Consider the following 17,958-nt stretch of genomic DNA (forward strand, 5'->3'; position numbering starts at 1 on the left):
AACCGTGCCGTCCGCCGTGCCCGCGCCCTGGCGCGGGCGGATCGTCGTCCTCGTCGGCATCGTCCTGGTCGGGCTCAACCTGCGCATCGCGGTCGCCTCGGTCTCGCCGATCCTCGACCTGGTTCGCGCCGACGTGGACCTCACGGCGGCCGAGGTGGGCCTGCTCGGCACGATCCCGGTCATCTCGTTCGCGCTGTTCGGGTCGCTCGCCACGCCGCTGGCCCGCAGGTTCGGGCTCGAGCCGACGATGGTCGCGGCGCTGCTGCTGTCCGCGGTCGGCGAGGTCGCCCGCGCCCTGACGTCGTCGGCCCCGGGCTTCCTGGGTTGGTCGATGATCGCGCTCGCGGGCATGGGCATGGGCAACGTGCTGCTCCCGCCTCTGGTCAAGCGGTACTTCCCGGACCGGATCGGCGCCGTGACGGCCGCGTACTCGGTCGCGCTGTCGATCAGCACGGCGCTCCCGCCGCTGTTCGCCCTGCCGCTCGCCCGCGCGACGAGCTGGCGCGTGGCCGTCGGGGTGTGGGCCGTCGTCGGCCTCGCAGCCGCCGTGCCGTGGCTGTTCGTCATCGCGCGGTCGGCCTCCGCACGGGCGCACCTGCGCTCGATCCTGCGCCGGGCGCCGCAGCCCGGCGGGCCAGGGGCGCTGGGCGGTGCGGGCGGCGACGAGGTGCGCGTGGTGTGGCGCTCGCGGCAGGCGTGGGCGATGGCGCTGATGTTCGGCATGAACTCGCTCGGCACCTACGTCGGGTTCGCGTGGCTGCCCACGCTGCTCGCCGACGCCGGCCTGCCGAGCGACGAGGGCGGCCGCTGGCTCGCGCTGTTCGCGGTGCTCGGGGCGCCGATGTCGCTGTTCGGACCGGTGCTCGCGCAGCGCATGCGCAACCCCTACCCGCTCGTCGTCGCGTTCGTCGCGTGCTGGGCGATCGGCTACACGGGCCTGTGGTTCACGCCCGCGCACGGCACCGCGGTGTGGATGGTGCTGCTCGGCATCGGCCCGTCGTCGTTCCCCGTGCTGCTCGCGCTGATCGGGCTGCGCAGCACGTCGAGCGCGACCGCGGTCGCGCTCTCGGGGATGGTGCAGGGCACCGGGTACGTGATCTCGGGCTTCGGGCCGATCGGGATCGGCATCGTCTACGAGGCCACGGGGGGCTGGCACGCGCCGATCGCGGTGCTGCTCGGCTGCCTCGTCGTGCTGCTCGTGGCCGCCTGGTTCGCGTGCCGCCCGACGATGATCGGTCCGCCCGTCGGGTGACGGCGTGCGCCGGCCGGCCGCTCGCCGCGCGCATCGGGGACGAACCGGGTAGAACCGGTCCCCATGACCATCGTCGGATTCCACAACTCGCACGAGCAGGTCCATCCCGCTGCGCTCCTGGCGGCCACCAAGCGCGCCGAGCAGGCCGGCTTCGACGCCGCGATGTGCTCGGACCACTGGGCTCCGTGGTCGGTCCGGCAGGGGCACTCCGGGTACGCCTGGACGTGGCTCGGCGCGGCGATGGCGACGACCCAGCTGCCGTTCGGGGTCGTGAACGCTCCCGGCCAGCGCTACCACCCGGCGGTCGTCGCGCAGGCGGTCGCGAGTCTCGGGGCCATGTTCCCCGGCCGGTTCTGGGTGGCGCTGGGGTCGGGGGAGAACCTCAACGAGCACATCACCGGCGCCCGCTGGCCGGCCAAGGCCGAGCGCGACGCACGCCTGCGGGAGTGCGTCGAGGTGATCCGCGCGCTGCTCGACGGGGAGGAGGTCACCCACGACGGCCTGGTCACGGTGGACCGCGCCAAGCTCTGGACGCTGCCCGACGAGAAGCCGCTGCTCATCGGGCCCGCGGTCACGCCCGCGACGGCCAGGGCGCACGCCAACTGGGCCGACGGGCTGGTCACGGTGAACCAGAGTCCGGAGATCCTCCGGCAGGTGGTGCAGGAGTACCGCGAGGCGGGCGGCCGCGGCGAGGTCGCGCTGCAGGTGCACGTGTCGTGGGCGCCCGACGAGGCCACGGCCCTGCAGCTCGCGCGGGAGCAGTGGAGCGGCCAGGTGTACGGACCGCCGACCGCCTGGGACCTCGACACCCCCGAGGCGTTCGACTCGATCGCGGCGGACGTCAGCGACGAGGCCGTGCGCCGCAGCGTGCTCGTCGACCACGACCCGGCGCGTCTCGCCGACCGACTGAGCGAGCTCGTCGCGATCGGCTTCGACGCGATCTACCTCCACCAGGTCGCGACGGACCCCGGACCGGACGACGAGAAGCACGACGACGCCGCACCGACGAGCACCCCGCGCAGCGCCACGCTCGACGCATTCGTCGACATGGCCGCCGAGCACCTCCTGCCCCAGCTCAAGCAGGTGAACGCATGAGGATCCACGACACCGGTGACCTGTGGTGGAAGAACGCCGTCATCTACTGCCTCGACGTCGAGACGTACATGGACTGGAACGACGACGGTGTCGGCGACCTGCCGGGCCTCGTCCAGCGCATCGACCACCTCGCCGACCTGGGCGTCACCTGCCTGTGGCTCATGCCCTTCTACCCGACGGCCGACTTCGACGACGGGTACGACATCGCCGACTTCTACGGCGTCGACCCGCGCCTGGGTCACGCGGGCGACCTCGTCGAGGTGATCCGCACGGCCAAGGACCGCGGGATCCGGGTGATCGTCGACCTCGTGGTGAACCACACCTCGGAGAAGCACCCGTGGTTCGTCAGCGCCCGCGCGAGCAAGGACAGCCCGTACCGCGACTTCTACGTGTGGCGCTCGGACAAGCCTCCGTCGACCAAGGACAAGGTCGTCTTCCCGGACAAGGAGGACGGCATCTGGACGAAGGACGAGGCGACCGGCGAGTGGTACCGGCACACCTTCTACCACCAGCAGCCGGACCTCAACACCGCCAACCCGCAGGTCAGGGACGCGATCGCGAAGGTCGTCGGCTACTGGGCCGAGCTCGGGCTGAGCGGGTTCCGGGTGGACGCCGTGCCGTTCTTCCTGGCCGACGCCGCGAAGACTCCCGGCGAGGACAAGCACGACTTCCTCAAGGAGCTGCGGGCGTTCCTCACCCGCCGGGTCGGCGACGCGATCCTCATGGGTGAGGTCAACCTGCCGTACGCGGAGCAGAGGAGGTACTTCGGCGGCGACGACGCCGACAGCGACGAGCTGACCCTGCAGTTCGACTTCATCGGGATGCAGAACCTCTACCTGGCGCTGGCCCGGCAGGACGCCCGGCCGATGGCCGCGGCCCTGGCGCAGCGGCCCGAGATCCCGCATGACGCGCAGTGGGCCACGTTCGTCCGCAACCACGACGAGCTGACGCTGGACAAGCTGTCGGAGGAGGAGAAGCAGGAGGTGTTCGCCGCCTTCGGCCCGGACCCCGACATGCAGCTGTACGACCGTGGCCTGCGTCGGAGGCTGCCCACGATGCTCGGTGGTGACCCGCGGCGCATCCGGATGGTCTACTCCCTGCTCTTCTCGCTGCCCGGCACCCCCGTGCTCTTCTACGGCGAGGAGATCGGGATGGGCGAGAACCTCGCCGCCGAGGGACGCATGGCGGTCCGCACCCCGATGCAGTGGACCTCGGGGCCGAACGGCGGCTTCTCCCGGGCGGCGAAGCGCAAGCTGGCCGGGCCGGTCACCGAGGGCGGCTTCGCGCCCGAGCACGTCAACGTCTCCGACCAGCGCCGCGACCCCGACTCGCTCCTCACGTTCGTCCAGCTGCTGGTGCGGCGCTACCGCGAGTGCCCCGAGCTGGGCTGGACGACACGTGCGGAGATCCTCGACCAGCCGCACACCGCCGTCCTGGCCCACCGCAGCACGTGGGACGACGGGTCGTTGGTCGCGCTGCACAACCTGGGCGCCGAGGCCGTGACAGTTCCGCTGCGGCTGGCCGACTGCGACGGCACGGTCCGCCTGGTGGACCTGCTGCAGGACGGCGGGTGCGCGCTCGACGAGCGTGGCCGCGCGGAGGTCGAGCTCGACGGCTACGGCTACCGCTGGCTGCGCGTGGTCCGGGAATGCGACCGCCGCATCGTCTGAGGCCCCCCCGGGGCGCGCTGACCTGATCCCCTACCCTTGTGCGGTGACCCCCGAGCAGCTCGCCCAGGCCATCACGGCCGCCCTCGTGCAGGCCGTCGACGACGGAACCTTCGCCCTCGACGCCGCGGACGTGCCCACGACCGTCCACCTCGAGCGTCCGCGCCAGCGCGACCACGGCGACTGGGCCACCAACGTCGCCCTGCAGCTGGCCAAGAAGGCCGGCACCAACCCGCGTGCGTTCGCGACCGAGCTCGCCTCGCGCCTCGGCGCGGTCGACGGCGTCGCGTCGGTCGACATCGCCGGCCCGGGCTTCCTCAACATCCGCCTCGACGCGGCCGCCGCGGGCGAGCTCGCGCGCTCGGTCGTCGAGTCCGGCGAGGCCTACGGGCGCGGCGCGACGCTCAGCGGCGTCCGGATCAACCTCGAGTTCGTCTCCGCCAACCCCACCGGGCCGCTGCACATCGGCGGCGTGCGCTGGGCGGCCGTGGGCGACAGCCTGGCCCGCGTGCTGCAGGCGGCCGGTGCCGACGTGACGCGCGAGTACTACTTCAACGACCACGGCGCGCAGATCGACCGCTTCGCGCGCTCGCTCGTCGCCCGCGCGCAGGGCCGCCCCGCCCCCGAGGACGGCTACGGCGGCGAGTACATCACCGAGATCGCCGACCAGGTCATCGGCGACGCGATCGCCGCCGGCGAGCCCGACCCGCGCACGCTGCCCGACGACGAGGCCACCGAGGCGTTCCGGGCGCGCGGCGTCGAGCTCATGTTCGGCGAGGTCAAGGAGTCGCTGCACGACTTCGGCGTCGACTTCGACGTCTACTTCCACGAGGACTCGCTGCACGAGTCCGGGGCGGTGGACCGCGCGGTCGCCCGCCTGCGCGAGCTCGGCCACATCTTCGAGGCCGACGGCGCCACGTGGCTGCGGACCACCGACTTCGGTGACGACAAGGACCGCGTCATCATCAAGTCGGACGGCCAGGCCGCCTACATCGCGGGTGACATCGCCTACTACCTGGACAAGCGCGAGCGCGGGTTCGACCGCGTGTTCATCATGCTCGGCGCGGACCACCACGGGTACGTCGGCCGCATGATGGCCGTGTGCGCGGCGTTCGGGGACACCCCGCACGTCAACCTCGAGCTGCTCATCGGCCAGCTGGTCAACCTGGTCAAGGACGGCCAGCCCGTGCGGATGTCCAAGCGCGCCGGCACGGTCGTCACCATGGAGGACCTCGTCGACGCCGTGGGGGTCGACGCCGCCCGCTACGCCCTGGCGCGCTCGTCGGCCGACTCCCAGATCGACCTCGACCTGGACCTGCTCGCCAAAGCGACCAACGAGAACCCCGTGTTCTACGTGCAGTACGCGCACGCGCGCACGGTCAACGTGGGCCGCAACGCGGGCGACGCGGGCGTGCGCCGCGAGGACGGGTTCGACGCGTCGCTGCTCGACCACCCGAGCGAGGCCGTGCTCCTGGGCCAGATCGCCGAGCTCCCGCGGATCGTCGCGCAGGCGGCGGACCTGCGCGAGCCGCACCGCGTCGCGCGCTACCTCGAGGAGCTCGCCGGGTCGTACCACAAGTGGTACGACCAGCGCCGCGTCACGCCGTTCGGCGACGAGGAGGTCAGCGACGTGCACCGCACGCGCCTGTGGCTCAACGACGCCACCCGCCAGGTGCTCGCCAACGGGCTCGCGCTGCTCGGGGTGTCCGCGCCGGAGCGGATGTGACGCTGGGCGAGCCCTGGTCGCGCGGGGTCTCCCGCTCGGCCGAGGGCGACGTCCGCGTCGCGGGCGTGAGCGTGCACGAGCTCGCCGCGCAGCACGGCACCCCGGCCTACGTGCTCGACGAGGCCGACCTGCGCTCGCGGGCCTCGGGCTACCGTCGCGCGTTCGAGGCCGCGTTCGCGGAGATCGGCGCGGGCGTCGACGTCTACTACGCGGGCAAGGCGTTCCTGTCGCTCGCGGTCGCGCGGTGGGTGCACGACGAGGGCCTGCGCGTGGACACCGCCACGGGTGGCGAGCTCGCCATCGCGCTGCGGGCCGGCGTCCCCGGCCCGCACATCGGGCTGCACGGCAACAACAAGTCGGACGACGAGATCGTCACCGCGCTCGAGGCGGGCGTCGGCCGGATCATCGTCGACTCGCTCGTCGAGATCGAGCGGGTCGCCGACCTCGCCGGTGCGCGAGGGCTCGTTGCGCCCGTCATGGTCCGCGTGACCACGGGTGTGCACGCGGGCGGGCACGAGTACATCTCGACCGCGCACGAGGACCAGAAGTTCGGGCTCTCGGTCGCCGGCGGCGCCGACAGCCCCGCGATGGCCGCGCTGCGGCGCGCGGTCGAGCGGCCCGAGCTGCACCTGCTCGGCATCCACTCGCACATCGGCTCGCAGATCCTCGACCCGTCCGGCTTCGAGGTCGCAGCCCGCGTGGTGCTGACCCTGCGCGCGGAGCTCGCCGAGCGCACGGGCGTGCTGGTCGACGAGGTGGACCTGGGCGGCGGCTACGGCATCGCCTACCTGCCCGGCGAGGTCGCGCTCGACCCGGACCGCATCGCGAAGGACGTCGCCGCGTCGGTGCAGGCCAGCTCCGCGGACCTCGGCACGCCGCTGCCGCGCTTCTCGATCGAGCCCGGTCGCGCGATCGTCGGACCCGCGGGGCTGACGCTCTACACCGTCGGCACGGTCAAGCCCGTGCGGATCGACGACGGGCGCGTGCGCACGTACGTCTCCGTGGACGGCGGGATGAGCGACAACATCCGACCCGCGCTCTACGGCGCGCAGTACCACGCGGAGCTCGTCGGGCGGGTCTCGCAGGTCGAGCCCGTGCTCGCGCGCGTGGTCGGCAAGCACTGCGAGTCGGGTGACATCGTGGTGCACGAGGTCCAGCTCCCGGGCGACGTGCGGGCGGGCGACCTGCTCGCCGTCGCCGCGACCGGCGCGTATGGGCGCTCGATGGCCTCCAACTACAACCAGGTGCCCCGCCCGCCGGTCGTCGCGGTGACCGACGGGAGGGCCCGCGTGCTGCTCCGCCGCGAGACCGTCGACGACCTGCTCGCGCTCGACCAGGGCTGACCAGCGCATCTGTGAGGGTTCCCACAACGGCGGCGAGGTTAGGTAAGGCTCGGCATGGTTAGGATTGCCTATGTGCGCGCCGATGGGGCGTGACCTAGGACCTACCGTCGAGGACTCGCATGCGCGCCCACCACCGCCGCGGCCCGGCCGCCGCGCTCGCCGCGGTCGGCGCAGTCGTCCTCCTCGCCGTCGCGGCATGCTCCGGACCCGCGCAGGGCGCCACGGGCGAGACCGCGAGCGGGGGAGCGACGCTCGCCGACAGCACGCCGCTGGCGGACCCGCGAGCGTTCGAGGGCCCGTCGACCGCGGTCGTCGCGGACGCCGCCCTCGACCCGGTCGCGCAGGACCCGAAGCCCACGCTGCCCGCCACGGTGACGGACTCGCAGGGCACCACGGTCACGATCACGGACACGAGCCGCATCCTCGCGCTCGACATCTACGGCTCGACGTCGCGCATCGTCTACGACCTGGGCCTCGGCGACCACGTGGTCGGCCGCGACACGTCTTCGTCCTACGCGGAGATCGCCGACAAGCCGCTGATCACCGCGAACGGCCACGAGCTGTCGGGCGAGTCGATCCTCGAGCTCGCGCCGACCGTGATCATCACCGACACCAGCCTGGGCCCGTGGGACGTGATCCTGCAGATGCGCGACGCGGGCATCCCGGTCGTCGTCGTCGACTCCCACCGCGGCATCGACAACATCGGCGGCCTCGTCCGTCAGGTCGCCGGAGCGCTGGGCGTGCCCGACGAGGGCGAGAGGCTCGCGCAGCGGACCGAGAAGGCGGTCGACGCCAAGATCGACGAGATCGCGGCCGTCGCCCCGAAGGACCCCGCCGACCGCCTGCGCATCGTGTTCCTCTACGTGCGCGGCCAGGCCGGCGTCTACTACCTGTTCGGCAAGGAGTCCGGAGCGGACGCGCTGATCGACGCGGTCGGCGGCGTCGACGTGGCGACCGAGATCGGCTGGGACGGCATGAAGCCGATCACCGACGAGGGCCTGATCAAGGCCGCGCCGGACGTCGTGCTCGTGATGTCCAAGGGGCTCGAGTCGGTCGGCGGCATCGACGGGCTGCTCGAGCGGCTGCCCGCCGTCGCGAACACCCCCGCGGGCGAGCACCGCCGGATCGTCGACATGGACGACACCGAGGTCCTCTCGTTCGGGCCGTCGACGGCCGACGTGCTCGACGCGCTGGCCGTCGCCCTGTACGCGCCGGGCTCGCAGCGGTGACGACGACGCTCGAGCGCCCGACGACGGGCGCGCCCGCCCGCACGCGCAGCACCGCGCTGTTCGTCGGGCTCGCGCTCGCGCTCGTCGTCCTCGCGGTCCTGTCCGCCGGGATCGGCCAGCTGCACGTCGCGCCGAGCGAGGTCGTCGGCTCGATCCTGCACCGCATCGGCCTCGACTGGGGGCCGTCGCCCGCGCACCCGAACGGCGACGCCGCGCTGTGGGCCATCCGGTTCCCGCGCGTGGTCATGGCCGCGCTGGTCGGGGCCGCGCTGGCCACCGGCGGTGCGCTCATGCAGGGCGTGTTCGGCAATCCGCTCGCCGACCCCGGCGTGGTCGGCGTGAGCTCGGGCGCCGCGGTCGGCGCGTGCACGGTCATCGTGTTCGGGCTCGCGTTCGCCGGGCCGTGGACGGTCGCGACGATGGCGTTCGTCGGCGGCCTGCTTACGACGATCCTCGTCTACCTGACCGCTCGCGAGAACGGCCGGACCGAGGTCGTCACGCTGGTGCTCACCGGCGTCGCGGTCAACGCGGTCGCGGGCGCCGCGCTCGCGCTGCTGACCTTCCTCGGCGACACCCAGGCACGCGAGCAGATCGTCTTCTGGCAGCTGGGCAGCCTCAACGGCACGCGCTGGCCGTACGTCGCGGTCGTCGCGCCGATCGTCCTGCTCGGGATCGGCGGGGCCGTGGCTGTCGCGCGCCGGCTCGACCTGCTCGCGCTGGGGGAGCGGTCCGCGCGCCACCTCGGCGTCGATGTCGAGCGGCTGCGCGTCGTCTGCATCGTGCTCGTCGCGCTGCTCACCGCGGGTGCGGTCGCGTTCTGCGGGATCATCGCCTTCGTCGGGCTCGTCGTCCCGCACCTGATCCGCATGGCGGTCGGTCCCGGTCACCGCGTGCTGATCCCGGCCAGCGCGCTGGGCGGCGCGGTGCTGCTGCTCGCCGCCGACCTGGTCGCCCGGACCGCGGTGCCGTACGCGGACCTGCCGATCGGCATGCTGACCGCGCTCGTCGGCGGCCCGTTCTTCTTCTGGCTCATCCGCCGCACGCGCCGCAGCGCCGGGGGCTGGGCATGAGCGCGGTCCTGGCCGCCCACGGCGTGCACGTGCGCTTCGGGCAGGCGCGGATCCTCGACGGGGTCGACGTCGCCGTCGCGGCCGGTGAGCTCGTCGCTCTCGTCGGGCCCAACGGCGCCGGCAAGTCCACCCTGCTCTCCGTCCTGTCCGGCGACACCGCGCCCGACGAGGGCCGCGTCGAGCTCGACGCGGTCGACGTGCGCGCCATGCGGCTCGACCAGCTCGCGCGCCGCCGGGCGGTGCTGCTCCAGGAGAACCGGCTCTCGTTCCCGTTCCCGGTCGCGGACGTCGTGCGGATGGGGCGCGCGCCGTGGCGCGGGACCGCGCGCGAGGACGCGGACGACGAGGTCGTCGCGCGCTCGCTCGACACCGCCGACGTCTCCCACCTCGCCGCCCGGCGCTTCCCGACGCTGTCCGGCGGCGAGAAGGCGCGCACGTCGTTCGCGCGCACGCTCGCCCAGGAGCCCGGGGTCCTGCTGCTCGACGAGCCGACCGCGGCGCTCGACATCCGCCACCAGGAGGCGCTGCTCGACGAGGCCCGCCGCTGGGCGCGGGCCGGCGCGAGCGTCGTGGTCGTGCTGCACGACCTGACGCTCGCCGCCGCCTACGCCGACCGCGTCGTCGTGCTCGACTCCGGCCGCGTCCGGGGCGACGGCGCGCCGGCCGACGTCCTGACGAGCGAGCTGCTCACCGACGTGTACCGCCACCCGATCGAGGTGATCCGCGGGCCGGGCGTCGACGAGCTCGTCGTCCTGCCCGTCCGGACCGCCGCACTCCTGGAGACCCGATGAGGCCCCTCGCCCGCGTCGCCGCGCTGATGGCGGCGGTCGCCGTCACGGTCGTCACGCTCGCCGCACCCGCTCAGGCCTCGCCGCGCGTGACGATCACGAACGCGGCGGGCACGGCCCAGGCCGACTCGACCTACTCCACGACCGTCTCGGTCTCGGGCGCCGGGTTCCAGTCCGTCAAGGGCGGGTTCGGCGGCATCTACGTGTTCTTCGGCTGGGTCGACGACCCGAGCGGCGGCTCGTGGCGTCCCAGCAAGGGTGGAGCGACCGGCGCCGACTACCTCTACGTGCCCGACTCGGAGTCGAAGGACAACGGCGGCTTCCAGCGGTTCGTCGCGTTCCCGGGCTCCGACACCGCGTCGTCCGCCAACGGGGGCACGGTCAAGGCCGACGGCACGTGGTCCACGAAGCTCACGATCCCCGGCCCGACCTTCCAGGCTGCAGACCGCAGCGGCAAGGTCGTCGAGGTCGACTGCCGCACCAAACCCTGTGGCGTCATCACGATCGGGGCGCACGGCGTGGTCAACCCGAGCAACGAGTCGTTCACGCGCGTGACCTTCGCGGACCTGTCGGCGGCTGAGCCCGCTGCGACGACGGCGCAGACGGCCGCCGCGGCTCCCACGGGCGCGCCCGCCGCGGTCGCCGAGAAGCCCTCGGTCGCCTCGACCGTGCCCGCGACCCTCGGGGTCGACCAGACCACGATCGTCGTCGGCCGCGTGCTCGGCTTCATGGGTCAGGGGTTCACGCCCGGCGAGCAGGTCCTCGGCTCGCTCGTCGGAGGCCAGGCCGCGGTCGGACCGCTGACTGCGGGAGCGCAGGGCGAGGTCGCGGGCGTGCTGCAGCTGCCCGCCACGCTGCGCGCCGGGACACAGGCGCTCACGCTGACCGGTGCCGCGTCCGGGAAGAAGGCTCAGGTCGAGTTCACCGCGATCGCGGACCCGGTCGAGGCAGCCGCGGCCGCGAATGCGCAGGACGAGGCCGGGGCCGGGACGTCGCCCGTGGCGATCGCCGTGCTCGTCGCCGCGCTGGCCATGCTGTGGTTCGTCGTCGCGGCACTCGTCGCTGGGCGTCGCCGCCGTCGGGCCGCTGCCGTCCAGGCCCGGACACCTGCGGAGGCGCGCTCGTGAGGCTTCGCTCCGTCCTGGTCGCGCTCGCCGGCGCGGCCACCGCGCTGCTCCTGGCCGGGGCGCCCGCCGCGGCGGGCGACTCGATCGACGTCCAGGTCGTCATCCCGGCTGACGGCGTGCTCACCATCGACTCCGCGCAGCTGCGCTGGGGCCTGTCGCGGGAGGCGAGCAGCGGCGCCTACGCGTTCGGCTGCCAGTTCCTGTCGGCTGGGATCGCAGGGGACACCGGCTCGTCGCGCGCCTGGACCGAGGCGGACGGCTTCTACCGCGGCTCGGCAGGCAACGTCCGGATCGAGAAGCCGGGCGCCGACGGCAGGGACCGCGTGGCGACCTGGGGGACGCGCTGCCTCGACCGCGACGGCGCGCCGGTCACGGCGTCGACGTCCTCGCCGACGACGGAGAGCGAGGTCGTCGTCGACGGCGGGAGCGGCACGGTCGACCAGGGCGCGGGCTCGGCCCGCATCGCCTGGACGGGGTCGTTCACGGTCGCGTTCTACGGCGGCCTGACCTACTGGTCGGCGACCGATCCCGTGCTGACCGTGCGCGACGGTGTTGGCACGCTGACCGCGACGGCGAGCGGCTACGGCGCCGACCGGGACGACACCTCGCGCTGGGTGAAGATCCCGGCGCGCACGGTCACGCTCGCGCGGTTCGCCCAGGTGGACCTCGGCGAGGACGGCTTCGTCGTCACGCCCGACTACCTCGGCGTCGAGGTCGACGCGGGCACGGGGACCCCGCAGGCCGCGCGGACGTCGGCGAACGCCGCGTACTGGGGGGCGTTCCCGCAGGACTTCGTCGACCTGCAGCAGCAGACCGGGCAGTCGGCGTACTGGTACACGAGCGGCGGCGAGCGCGACCCGTTCAAGGCGGCGCTGCCCGTGACGGTCAGCTACGACTCGTCGCGGCCGGTCACGCCGCCGAAGGACCCCGACGACTCCGGCAGCACGCCGGGCGGCCCTGCGCCGTCGAACCCCGTCACGACGCCCCCGCCGACCGCGCCCCAGGGCGTGACCCCTCCGCGGGTCGGCGGCACCCCGGTCGCGCCGACGGTGACCGGGCCGGACGTGGCGTCGGCCGCCTACCCGGCGACCCAGGCCGTCACCGTCGGGGCCGCGTCCGCGCTGATCCCGCTCGTGCAGGACGCCGCGGGCTGGCTGACCGGCCAGGACCCACTGCTGCTGGGCGGTCTGGCGGCGATCGCCGCGCTCGGTGCGTTCGCGGCGATCGGGCTCTGGCGCGGATGGCTCGTCGTGCCGTGGACCGGATGGCGGACATGACCTGTTGCCTGCGCTTAGGTAAGGCTCACCTTTGCTCGGATCGACAGCCCGGTCCGCACTCCTTCTCCGAGAGGACTCATCCGTGAAGACACGATCCGGTCACGCCGGTCACGCCGGTCGCGCCGTCGCCGCAGCCGGTGTGCTCGCTCTGCTCGGCGCCCTCGTGGCCGCCGTCCCTGCCAGCGCCGCCGACTCTCGTGACGTCCAGGCGGACGGCACCCTCGACTGGGGCTTCCGTCAGAGCTTCCGCAACTACGTGGGTCAGCAGACGGCGGCGCTCCCGCCCGTCGGGCCCGTCGCGGTGGGGCAGCGCATCACGCTCGTCGCGCCCGCCACGTTCGACACCGACGGCACGCCGGCCTGGGCCGCGAGCACCTCGACGCCGAACGAGACGCTCCCGTACCACCTGCCCGTGCAGGGCGGGACGTTCGACTCCGCGACCGACCTGCGCATCGAGACCGGCGGCGGCGCGGTCTTCCACTTCCCGTCCCACGCCTTCACGGTGACGGTCAAGGACGTCGCTGTCGTCGTTACGGGCGGCACCGCCGCGCTCGAGGGCGACCTGTCGGTGGTCATCCCCGCGAGCGGCGCGTCGCTCGGCTACACGCCCGGCACCTACGGCGGCGACGACATCGTCCTGGGCGACGTCGGCACGGTCGACGTGGACACGGACGGCGATGACGTCACGGTCACCGGCACGGGCGTCACGCTGACCGCGGCCGGCGCGGCGGCGCTGCAGGACTTCCTCGCGGCCGGCTCGGCCCTGGACGACTTCACGGTGACGACGTCGCTCGACGAGAGTGCCGCGCCGGCGTGGAAGCCGGCGATCGCCGTCTCCAAGACCGCGGGCTTCGACCCGAGCGCGACCGAGTCGGTCACCGTCACGGGCACGGGGTTCGACCCCGCCGCCAACGTGTCGTCCCGCCCGCCGGTCACGGCCGGGCAGTCCACGGGCGTCTACGTCACGTTCGGCCGGTTCGCCGACGTCTGGAAGCCCTCGGCCGGCGCGCCGAGCTCCGCGCGCTCCGTCACGAGCCAGAGGTGGGCGCTGCCGCAGGCGTCGCTCACGCAGGTCTCGACGGACTACCCGAGCCAGGCCGCCGCGCTCGTCGAGCTCGAGGCTGACGGCTCCTTCACCGCCACGCTCGACGTCAAGACCGCGACCGCCACGAGCGGGAACTACGGCATCTACGTCTACGCCGCGGGCGGTGCGGCCGCGAACGCCTCGCAGGAGCTGTTCGTGCCGGTCTCGTTCCTCGGCGACATCAACGTCGGTGTCGAGGTGCCCGAGACGCCGGTCGAGCCCGAGCCCGGCGCGTTCTCGTGGACGATCGGCGGCTCCGGCGCGGTCAGCCTCGGCACGGCGGCGTCGACCGCGGCCGGGTTCACCGCGTCCGGCCAGCTCCCCGCGATCTCCGTGGAGGACACCCGCGTGGGTGCGCCGGCCTTCTCGATCTCGGGCCAGGTCGGCACCTTCAGCACGGCGGACGGGGCGCACTCGTTCGGCGGTCAGGCGCTCGGCTGGACGCCGTCGGTCACGGCCAACACGGTCGGCGCGGTCGCCGGTGGAGCCGTCGCCCCGGGGTCGGTCGCGACCTCGGGCCTCAAGGCGTCGAGCACGTTGGTCTCGGGTGCCGCCGGCCACGCGCTCGGTGCGGTCGACGTCGGTGCGCAGCTCACGCTCCTCGCACCGGCCGACGCAGCGCCCGGCAGCTACTCCGCGACGCTGACGCTCACCGCGCTCAGCTGACACTCCTCGGGGTGCGCCCGGCCGGCGGGACCGGCCGGGCGCGCCCCCCGTCATGGAAGGACACCCCAGGTGCGCACGTTCGCCGCGATCGTCGTCGGGCTCCTCGCGCTGCTCGCGGGCGGGTCCCCGGTCGCCGCTGCCGACGACGGTCAGGTGACCTGGGCCGTCGCGCCGGCTGACAACGACCTCGGTGCCTCACGGCCGAACTTCGGGTACGAGGTCGAGCCGGGGGACACCCTCGACGACGCCTTCGTCGTCACCAACCGCACGGCCGCGCCGCTGACGCTCGCGGTGTACGCCGCCGATGCGTTCACGACGTCGTCCGGCCAGCTCGACCTGCTGCCCGCGGGCGAGCCCTCGACGGACGTCGGCACCTGGGTGGCGCTCGACGAGGACGAGGTCACGCTCGACGCCGGTGAGGCCGCGACGATCCCGTTCACCGTCACGGTGCCCGACGACGCGACGCCGGGGGACCACTCGGGCGGCATCGTCACCTCCTTCCGTTCCGCGCAGGGCGGGTCGACGGTCGCGCTCGACAGCCGGCTGGGCTCGCGCATGCACGTGCGCGTCGCGGGCGAGCTGACGCCGGCCATCGACGCGACGGACGTGCGGGTCGACTACCACCCGAGCTGGAACCCCTTTGCCGCCGGCTCGGCCACGGTCACCTACGTGCTGCGCAACACCGGCAACACCCGTGCGGCCGCGACGGACTCCGCGTCCGTCGCCGGGCCGCTCGGGCTGCTCTCGTCGGGCTCGGCGCAGCAGGACACCCCGGAGCTCACGGCGCGCAGCGCGATCGAGCGGCAGATCGAGGTCACCGGGGTGTGGCCGACCGTCCGGCTGTCGGCTCGCGTCGAGGTGCTGCCCGAGTCGGTGGGCGTCGGCGGGGCGACGCTGCCCACGCTCACGGTCGAGGGCTCGGCGTGGGCGATGCCGTGGTCGTTGCTCGTCCTCGTGCTGATCGTTGTCGTCGGGGCCGTCCTCGTTCCCTCCGTGCGCGAGCGCCGCCGGCGCAGCGCGCCGCCCGCCGAGGTGCCGGTCCACGCGTGAGTGCGGCGATCGGGTGACTGCGCAGCCGCAGGCTCCACGACCCAGTTAGGACAGGCTATCCTTACTCCGCACGCGGCCCGCGTGCAGGACGAAGGGGTAGGGATGTTGGCGAGCAGATCCACCAGGACCGGTGGCGCGCGGAGGCTGGTGGCCGCAGCGGTCGCCGTCGCAGTGGCGGGAGGCGCGGCGGTCGTAGCGGCGACCCCGGCGTCGGCGGCTGTCGAGACGATCAAGAACGCGACGTTCACCTGGGGGGTGAGCGGCTACGCGCAGGTCGGCATCTTCGGGCCCTGGACGTTCAAGGACCTCTCGGGCAACGCGACGCAGCTCGTCGGCAGCGTGTCCGGCGGGTCGCAGAGCGAGTACGTCGTGGCGCCGAAGCCCGCGACGTCGATGCCGTTCTCGGACCCGCAGAAGACTCCCAACGCCGTGCGGTTCACCGCGGGCACCGGCACCGTCGACCCGGCGACGGGAGCCTCGACGCTCTCGTGGACCGGCTCGTACACGGTCAACGCCTACCCGGCGCTGTACAACGCTCCCAACGAGATCTACTCCGACCCCAAGCTCACGCTGAACGCGCAGGGCTCGGGCACGCTCTCGTTCCACTTCGAGGTCGGCGCCGGTGTCGACCAGGCTGGGGCCCCGACGCCCGCGCAGGACCTCGGCCGTGTCGCGCTCGTGAACTTCGCGAACGGCGCCGTCACGGGACTCGACGCGGACGGCTACACCGCGACGCCCGCCTACCAGGGTGTCGCCGTGACGGTGCCCGAGGGCGAGACCGCCCAGGTCGCCTCGTGCACGACCGACGGCGGCGCGACCGGCTGGTGGGGTTCGTGGAACCCGGCCTTCGTCAACGCGCTCCCGGCATCCGTCCGCCCGCACTTCTACTCCACGGGCTGCACGGGCAACCAGGACCTCAAGCCGGCACTGCCGGTCGACGTGTCCTTCGAGCGGTACGCGCCCGCGTCGGTGACCGTCTCCTCGACCGACCTGCAGAGCGACGGCACGACCGAGGTCACGGTGCAGGGCACCGGCTTCGCGCCGGCGCTCGCGACCGGCACCCGCCCGCCCTTCGCGGGCGTGGCCTCGGGGGCGTACATCGCGTTCGGCCGCTACGCCGACGTGTGGAGGCCGTCGGCCGGTGCGCCCCCGTCGGCGCGGACCAACCCGGCCGGTGCCAACGGCACCGGCGCGGCCGTCGTCTGGGCCGTGCCCGCCGCGTCCTTCGCCGCGTCGTCGCCCGCCCAGAGCCCGGCCGCGACGTCATACACCGAGCTGCGCACGGACGGGACGTTCACCGCGAAGATCAAGGTCAACAAGGCCTGGCTCGCCAGCGCGGCCGGCAACTACGGCATCTACACGTACGCCGGTGGTGGCCCGACGGTGGCGCAGTACGAGACCTTCACGCCGATCACGTTCCACACGGAGTCGGTCACGTTCGGTGCCGACGCCTCTGCGGTCGTCGGCACCCCGGCGTCGCTGCAGGTCAAGGTGTACGCGGCCGACGGCCAGGTGCCCGCCGGTGAGGTCGAGGTGCGCTCGGGCGCCGACGTCGTCGGTACCGGCACGCTCTCGGGTGGCAAGGCGACCGTCGCGCTGCCCACCGACTTCGCGGTCGGCGACCACGAGCTGACGGTGAAGTACGCGGGCAGCGGAGAGGTGCGCCCGTCGCAGGCGACGGCCGTCCTCACGGTCACCGACGCCCCGGTCGTCGAGCCCCCGGCGCCCTCGGCCACCGAGGTCGTCGCGTTCGACGCCACCGCGACCGCGGGCCGCGCGTTCACGCTCCCCGTCGCGGTCGCCGCTCCCGGCTCGGTCGTCGCCGGTGCGATCACCGTGCGCGACGGCGCGAAGGTCGTCGGCTCGGCCACCCTCACCGCGGGCCGCGCGAACGTCGCCGTGTCCGCACTGGCCGCGGGCACGCGCTCGCTCACGGTGTCGTTCGTGCCGACTGCGTCGACGCTCCTGGCGAGCCACACGACTGTCTCCGTCGCCGTGGCGAAGGCCGCGCCCGCGGTGAAGGTCACGTGGCCGGCGGCCACGCACGGCAAGGTCGCCACCGCGGCCGTGGCCGTCGCCGCGGCGGGTCTGGTCCCGACCGGCACGGTGCAGGTCTTCGACGGCACGAAGCTCGTGGGCTCGTCGGCCCTGTCGGCGGGCGCCGCCAAGCTGACGCTGCCGAAGACCTTCACGGCGGGTTCTCACGCCCTGCGGGCGGTCTACTCCGGCGACTCCCAGACGGCGGGCGCGACGGTGTCGCGGACGCTCACAGTCGCGACAGCGTCGTCGACGTCGTCGGCCACGCTGTCGTCGTCGGCCGTGAAGGCCGGCGCGCGCGGCAAGGTCACCGTGACCGTCGCGGCGACAGGCGCGACCGCGACGGGCAAGGTCGTCGTGACGATCGACCCGCGCGCCAAGGGCGTCAAGAACCGGACGGTGACCGGGACACTCAACGCGGGCAAGGTCACCGTGACGCTGCCCAAGCTGGCCAAGGGCGCGTACTCGGTCACGGCCACCTACGCAGGCTCCGCGAACGTGGCGGGCTCGACCGCGAAGGTGCGCACGCTGACGGTGCGCTGACGCT

Annotated in this window: 13 protein-coding genes; all 13 read left to right on the plus strand. The window is 73.6% G+C overall.

What is annotated here, in order from left to right:
* Positions 1-4: 4 nt before the first annotated feature.
* Positions 5-1,252, plus strand: coding sequence for an MFS transporter (locus D1825_RS15080; protein WP_233549927.1), 1,248 nt, complete (start codon positions 5-7; stop codon positions 1,250-1,252).
* Between the two features lie 63 nt (positions 1,253-1,315).
* Positions 1,316-2,347 carry a TIGR03885 family FMN-dependent LLM class oxidoreductase gene (locus D1825_RS15085; RefSeq protein ID WP_118768238.1) on the plus strand — a complete coding sequence of 344 codons (1,032 nt, stop codon included), beginning with the start codon at positions 1,316-1,318 and terminating at the stop codon, positions 2,345-2,347.
* Positions 2,344-4,017, plus strand: coding sequence for an alpha-amylase family protein (locus D1825_RS15090; RefSeq protein ID WP_118768239.1), 1,674 nt, complete (start codon positions 2,344-2,346; stop codon positions 4,015-4,017). Before D1825_RS15085 ends, D1825_RS15090 begins: the two co-directional genes overlap by 4 nt.
* Before the next feature lie 43 nt (positions 4,018-4,060).
* The gene (gene argS, locus D1825_RS15095; RefSeq protein WP_118768240.1) at positions 4,061-5,740 is read left to right on the plus strand and encodes an arginine--tRNA ligase; all 1,680 of its coding nucleotides are present in this window, start codon (positions 4,061-4,063) and stop codon (positions 5,738-5,740) included.
* A complete protein-coding gene (lysA, locus tag D1825_RS15100) occupies positions 5,737-7,083 on the plus strand; it encodes a diaminopimelate decarboxylase (RefSeq protein ID WP_199721617.1) in 1,347 nt (448 codons plus the stop codon). The genes argS and lysA overlap by 4 nt, the downstream gene beginning before the upstream one ends.
* 119 nt (positions 7,084-7,202) lie before the next feature.
* Complete coding sequence (locus tag D1825_RS15105) at positions 7,203-8,312, plus strand: heme/hemin ABC transporter substrate-binding protein (RefSeq protein ID WP_118768242.1); 1,110 nt, start codon at positions 7,203-7,205, stop codon at positions 8,310-8,312.
* Positions 8,309-9,382: a FecCD family ABC transporter permease gene (locus D1825_RS15110; protein WP_118768243.1), complete on the plus strand. Its 1,074-nt coding sequence runs from the start codon at positions 8,309-8,311 to the stop codon at positions 9,380-9,382. Before D1825_RS15105 ends, D1825_RS15110 begins: the two co-directional genes overlap by 4 nt.
* The gene (locus D1825_RS15115; RefSeq protein WP_118768244.1) at positions 9,379-10,173 is read left to right on the plus strand and encodes a heme ABC transporter ATP-binding protein; all 795 of its coding nucleotides are present in this window, start codon (positions 9,379-9,381) and stop codon (positions 10,171-10,173) included. The genes D1825_RS15110 and D1825_RS15115 overlap by 4 nt, the downstream gene beginning before the upstream one ends.
* Positions 10,170-11,297 carry a hypothetical protein gene (locus D1825_RS15120; protein WP_118768245.1) on the plus strand — a complete coding sequence of 376 codons (1,128 nt, stop codon included), beginning with the start codon at positions 10,170-10,172 and terminating at the stop codon, positions 11,295-11,297. The genes D1825_RS15115 and D1825_RS15120 overlap by 4 nt, the downstream gene beginning before the upstream one ends.
* Complete coding sequence (locus tag D1825_RS15125) at positions 11,294-12,574, plus strand: hypothetical protein (protein WP_118768246.1); 1,281 nt, start codon at positions 11,294-11,296, stop codon at positions 12,572-12,574. Before D1825_RS15120 ends, D1825_RS15125 begins: the two co-directional genes overlap by 4 nt.
* Positions 12,575-12,656: 82 nt before the next feature.
* Positions 12,657-14,324, plus strand: coding sequence for an HtaA domain-containing protein (locus tag D1825_RS15130; protein ID WP_233549928.1), 1,668 nt, complete (start codon positions 12,657-12,659; stop codon positions 14,322-14,324).
* 69 nt (positions 14,325-14,393) lie between these two features.
* The gene (locus tag D1825_RS15135) at positions 14,394-15,374 is read left to right on the plus strand and encodes a WxL protein peptidoglycan domain-containing protein (RefSeq protein ID WP_118768247.1); all 981 of its coding nucleotides are present in this window, start codon (positions 14,394-14,396) and stop codon (positions 15,372-15,374) included.
* A gap of 147 nt (positions 15,375-15,521) precedes the next feature.
* A complete protein-coding gene (locus D1825_RS15140) occupies positions 15,522-17,954 on the plus strand; it encodes an Ig-like domain-containing protein (RefSeq protein ID WP_118768248.1) in 2,433 nt (810 codons plus the stop codon).
* Positions 17,955-17,958: the final 4 nt, after the last annotated feature.

Source organism: Cellulomonas rhizosphaerae (genome assembly GCF_003470205.1).
GTDB classification, from domain to species: Bacteria; Actinomycetota; Actinomycetes; order Actinomycetales; family Cellulomonadaceae; genus Cellulomonas; species Cellulomonas rhizosphaerae.

Excerpts from the sequence above, each read along its gene's own strand:
- D1825_RS15090 (WP_118768239.1), top strand. The coding sequence starts at position 2,344 with ATGAGGATCCACGACACCGGTGACCTGTGGTGGAAGAACGCCGTCATC.
- D1825_RS15085 (WP_118768238.1), top strand. The coding sequence starts at position 1,316 with ATGACCATCGTCGGATTCCACAACTCGCACGAGCAGGTCCATCCCGCT.
- D1825_RS15105 (WP_118768242.1), top strand. The coding sequence starts at position 7,203 with ATGCGCGCCCACCACCGCCGCGGCCCGGCCGCCGCGCTCGCCGCGGTC.
- D1825_RS15120 (WP_118768245.1), top strand. The coding sequence starts at position 10,170 with ATGAGGCCCCTCGCCCGCGTCGCCGCGCTGATGGCGGCGGTCGCCGTC.
- D1825_RS15115 (WP_118768244.1), top strand. The coding sequence starts at position 9,379 with ATGAGCGCGGTCCTGGCCGCCCACGGCGTGCACGTGCGCTTCGGGCAG.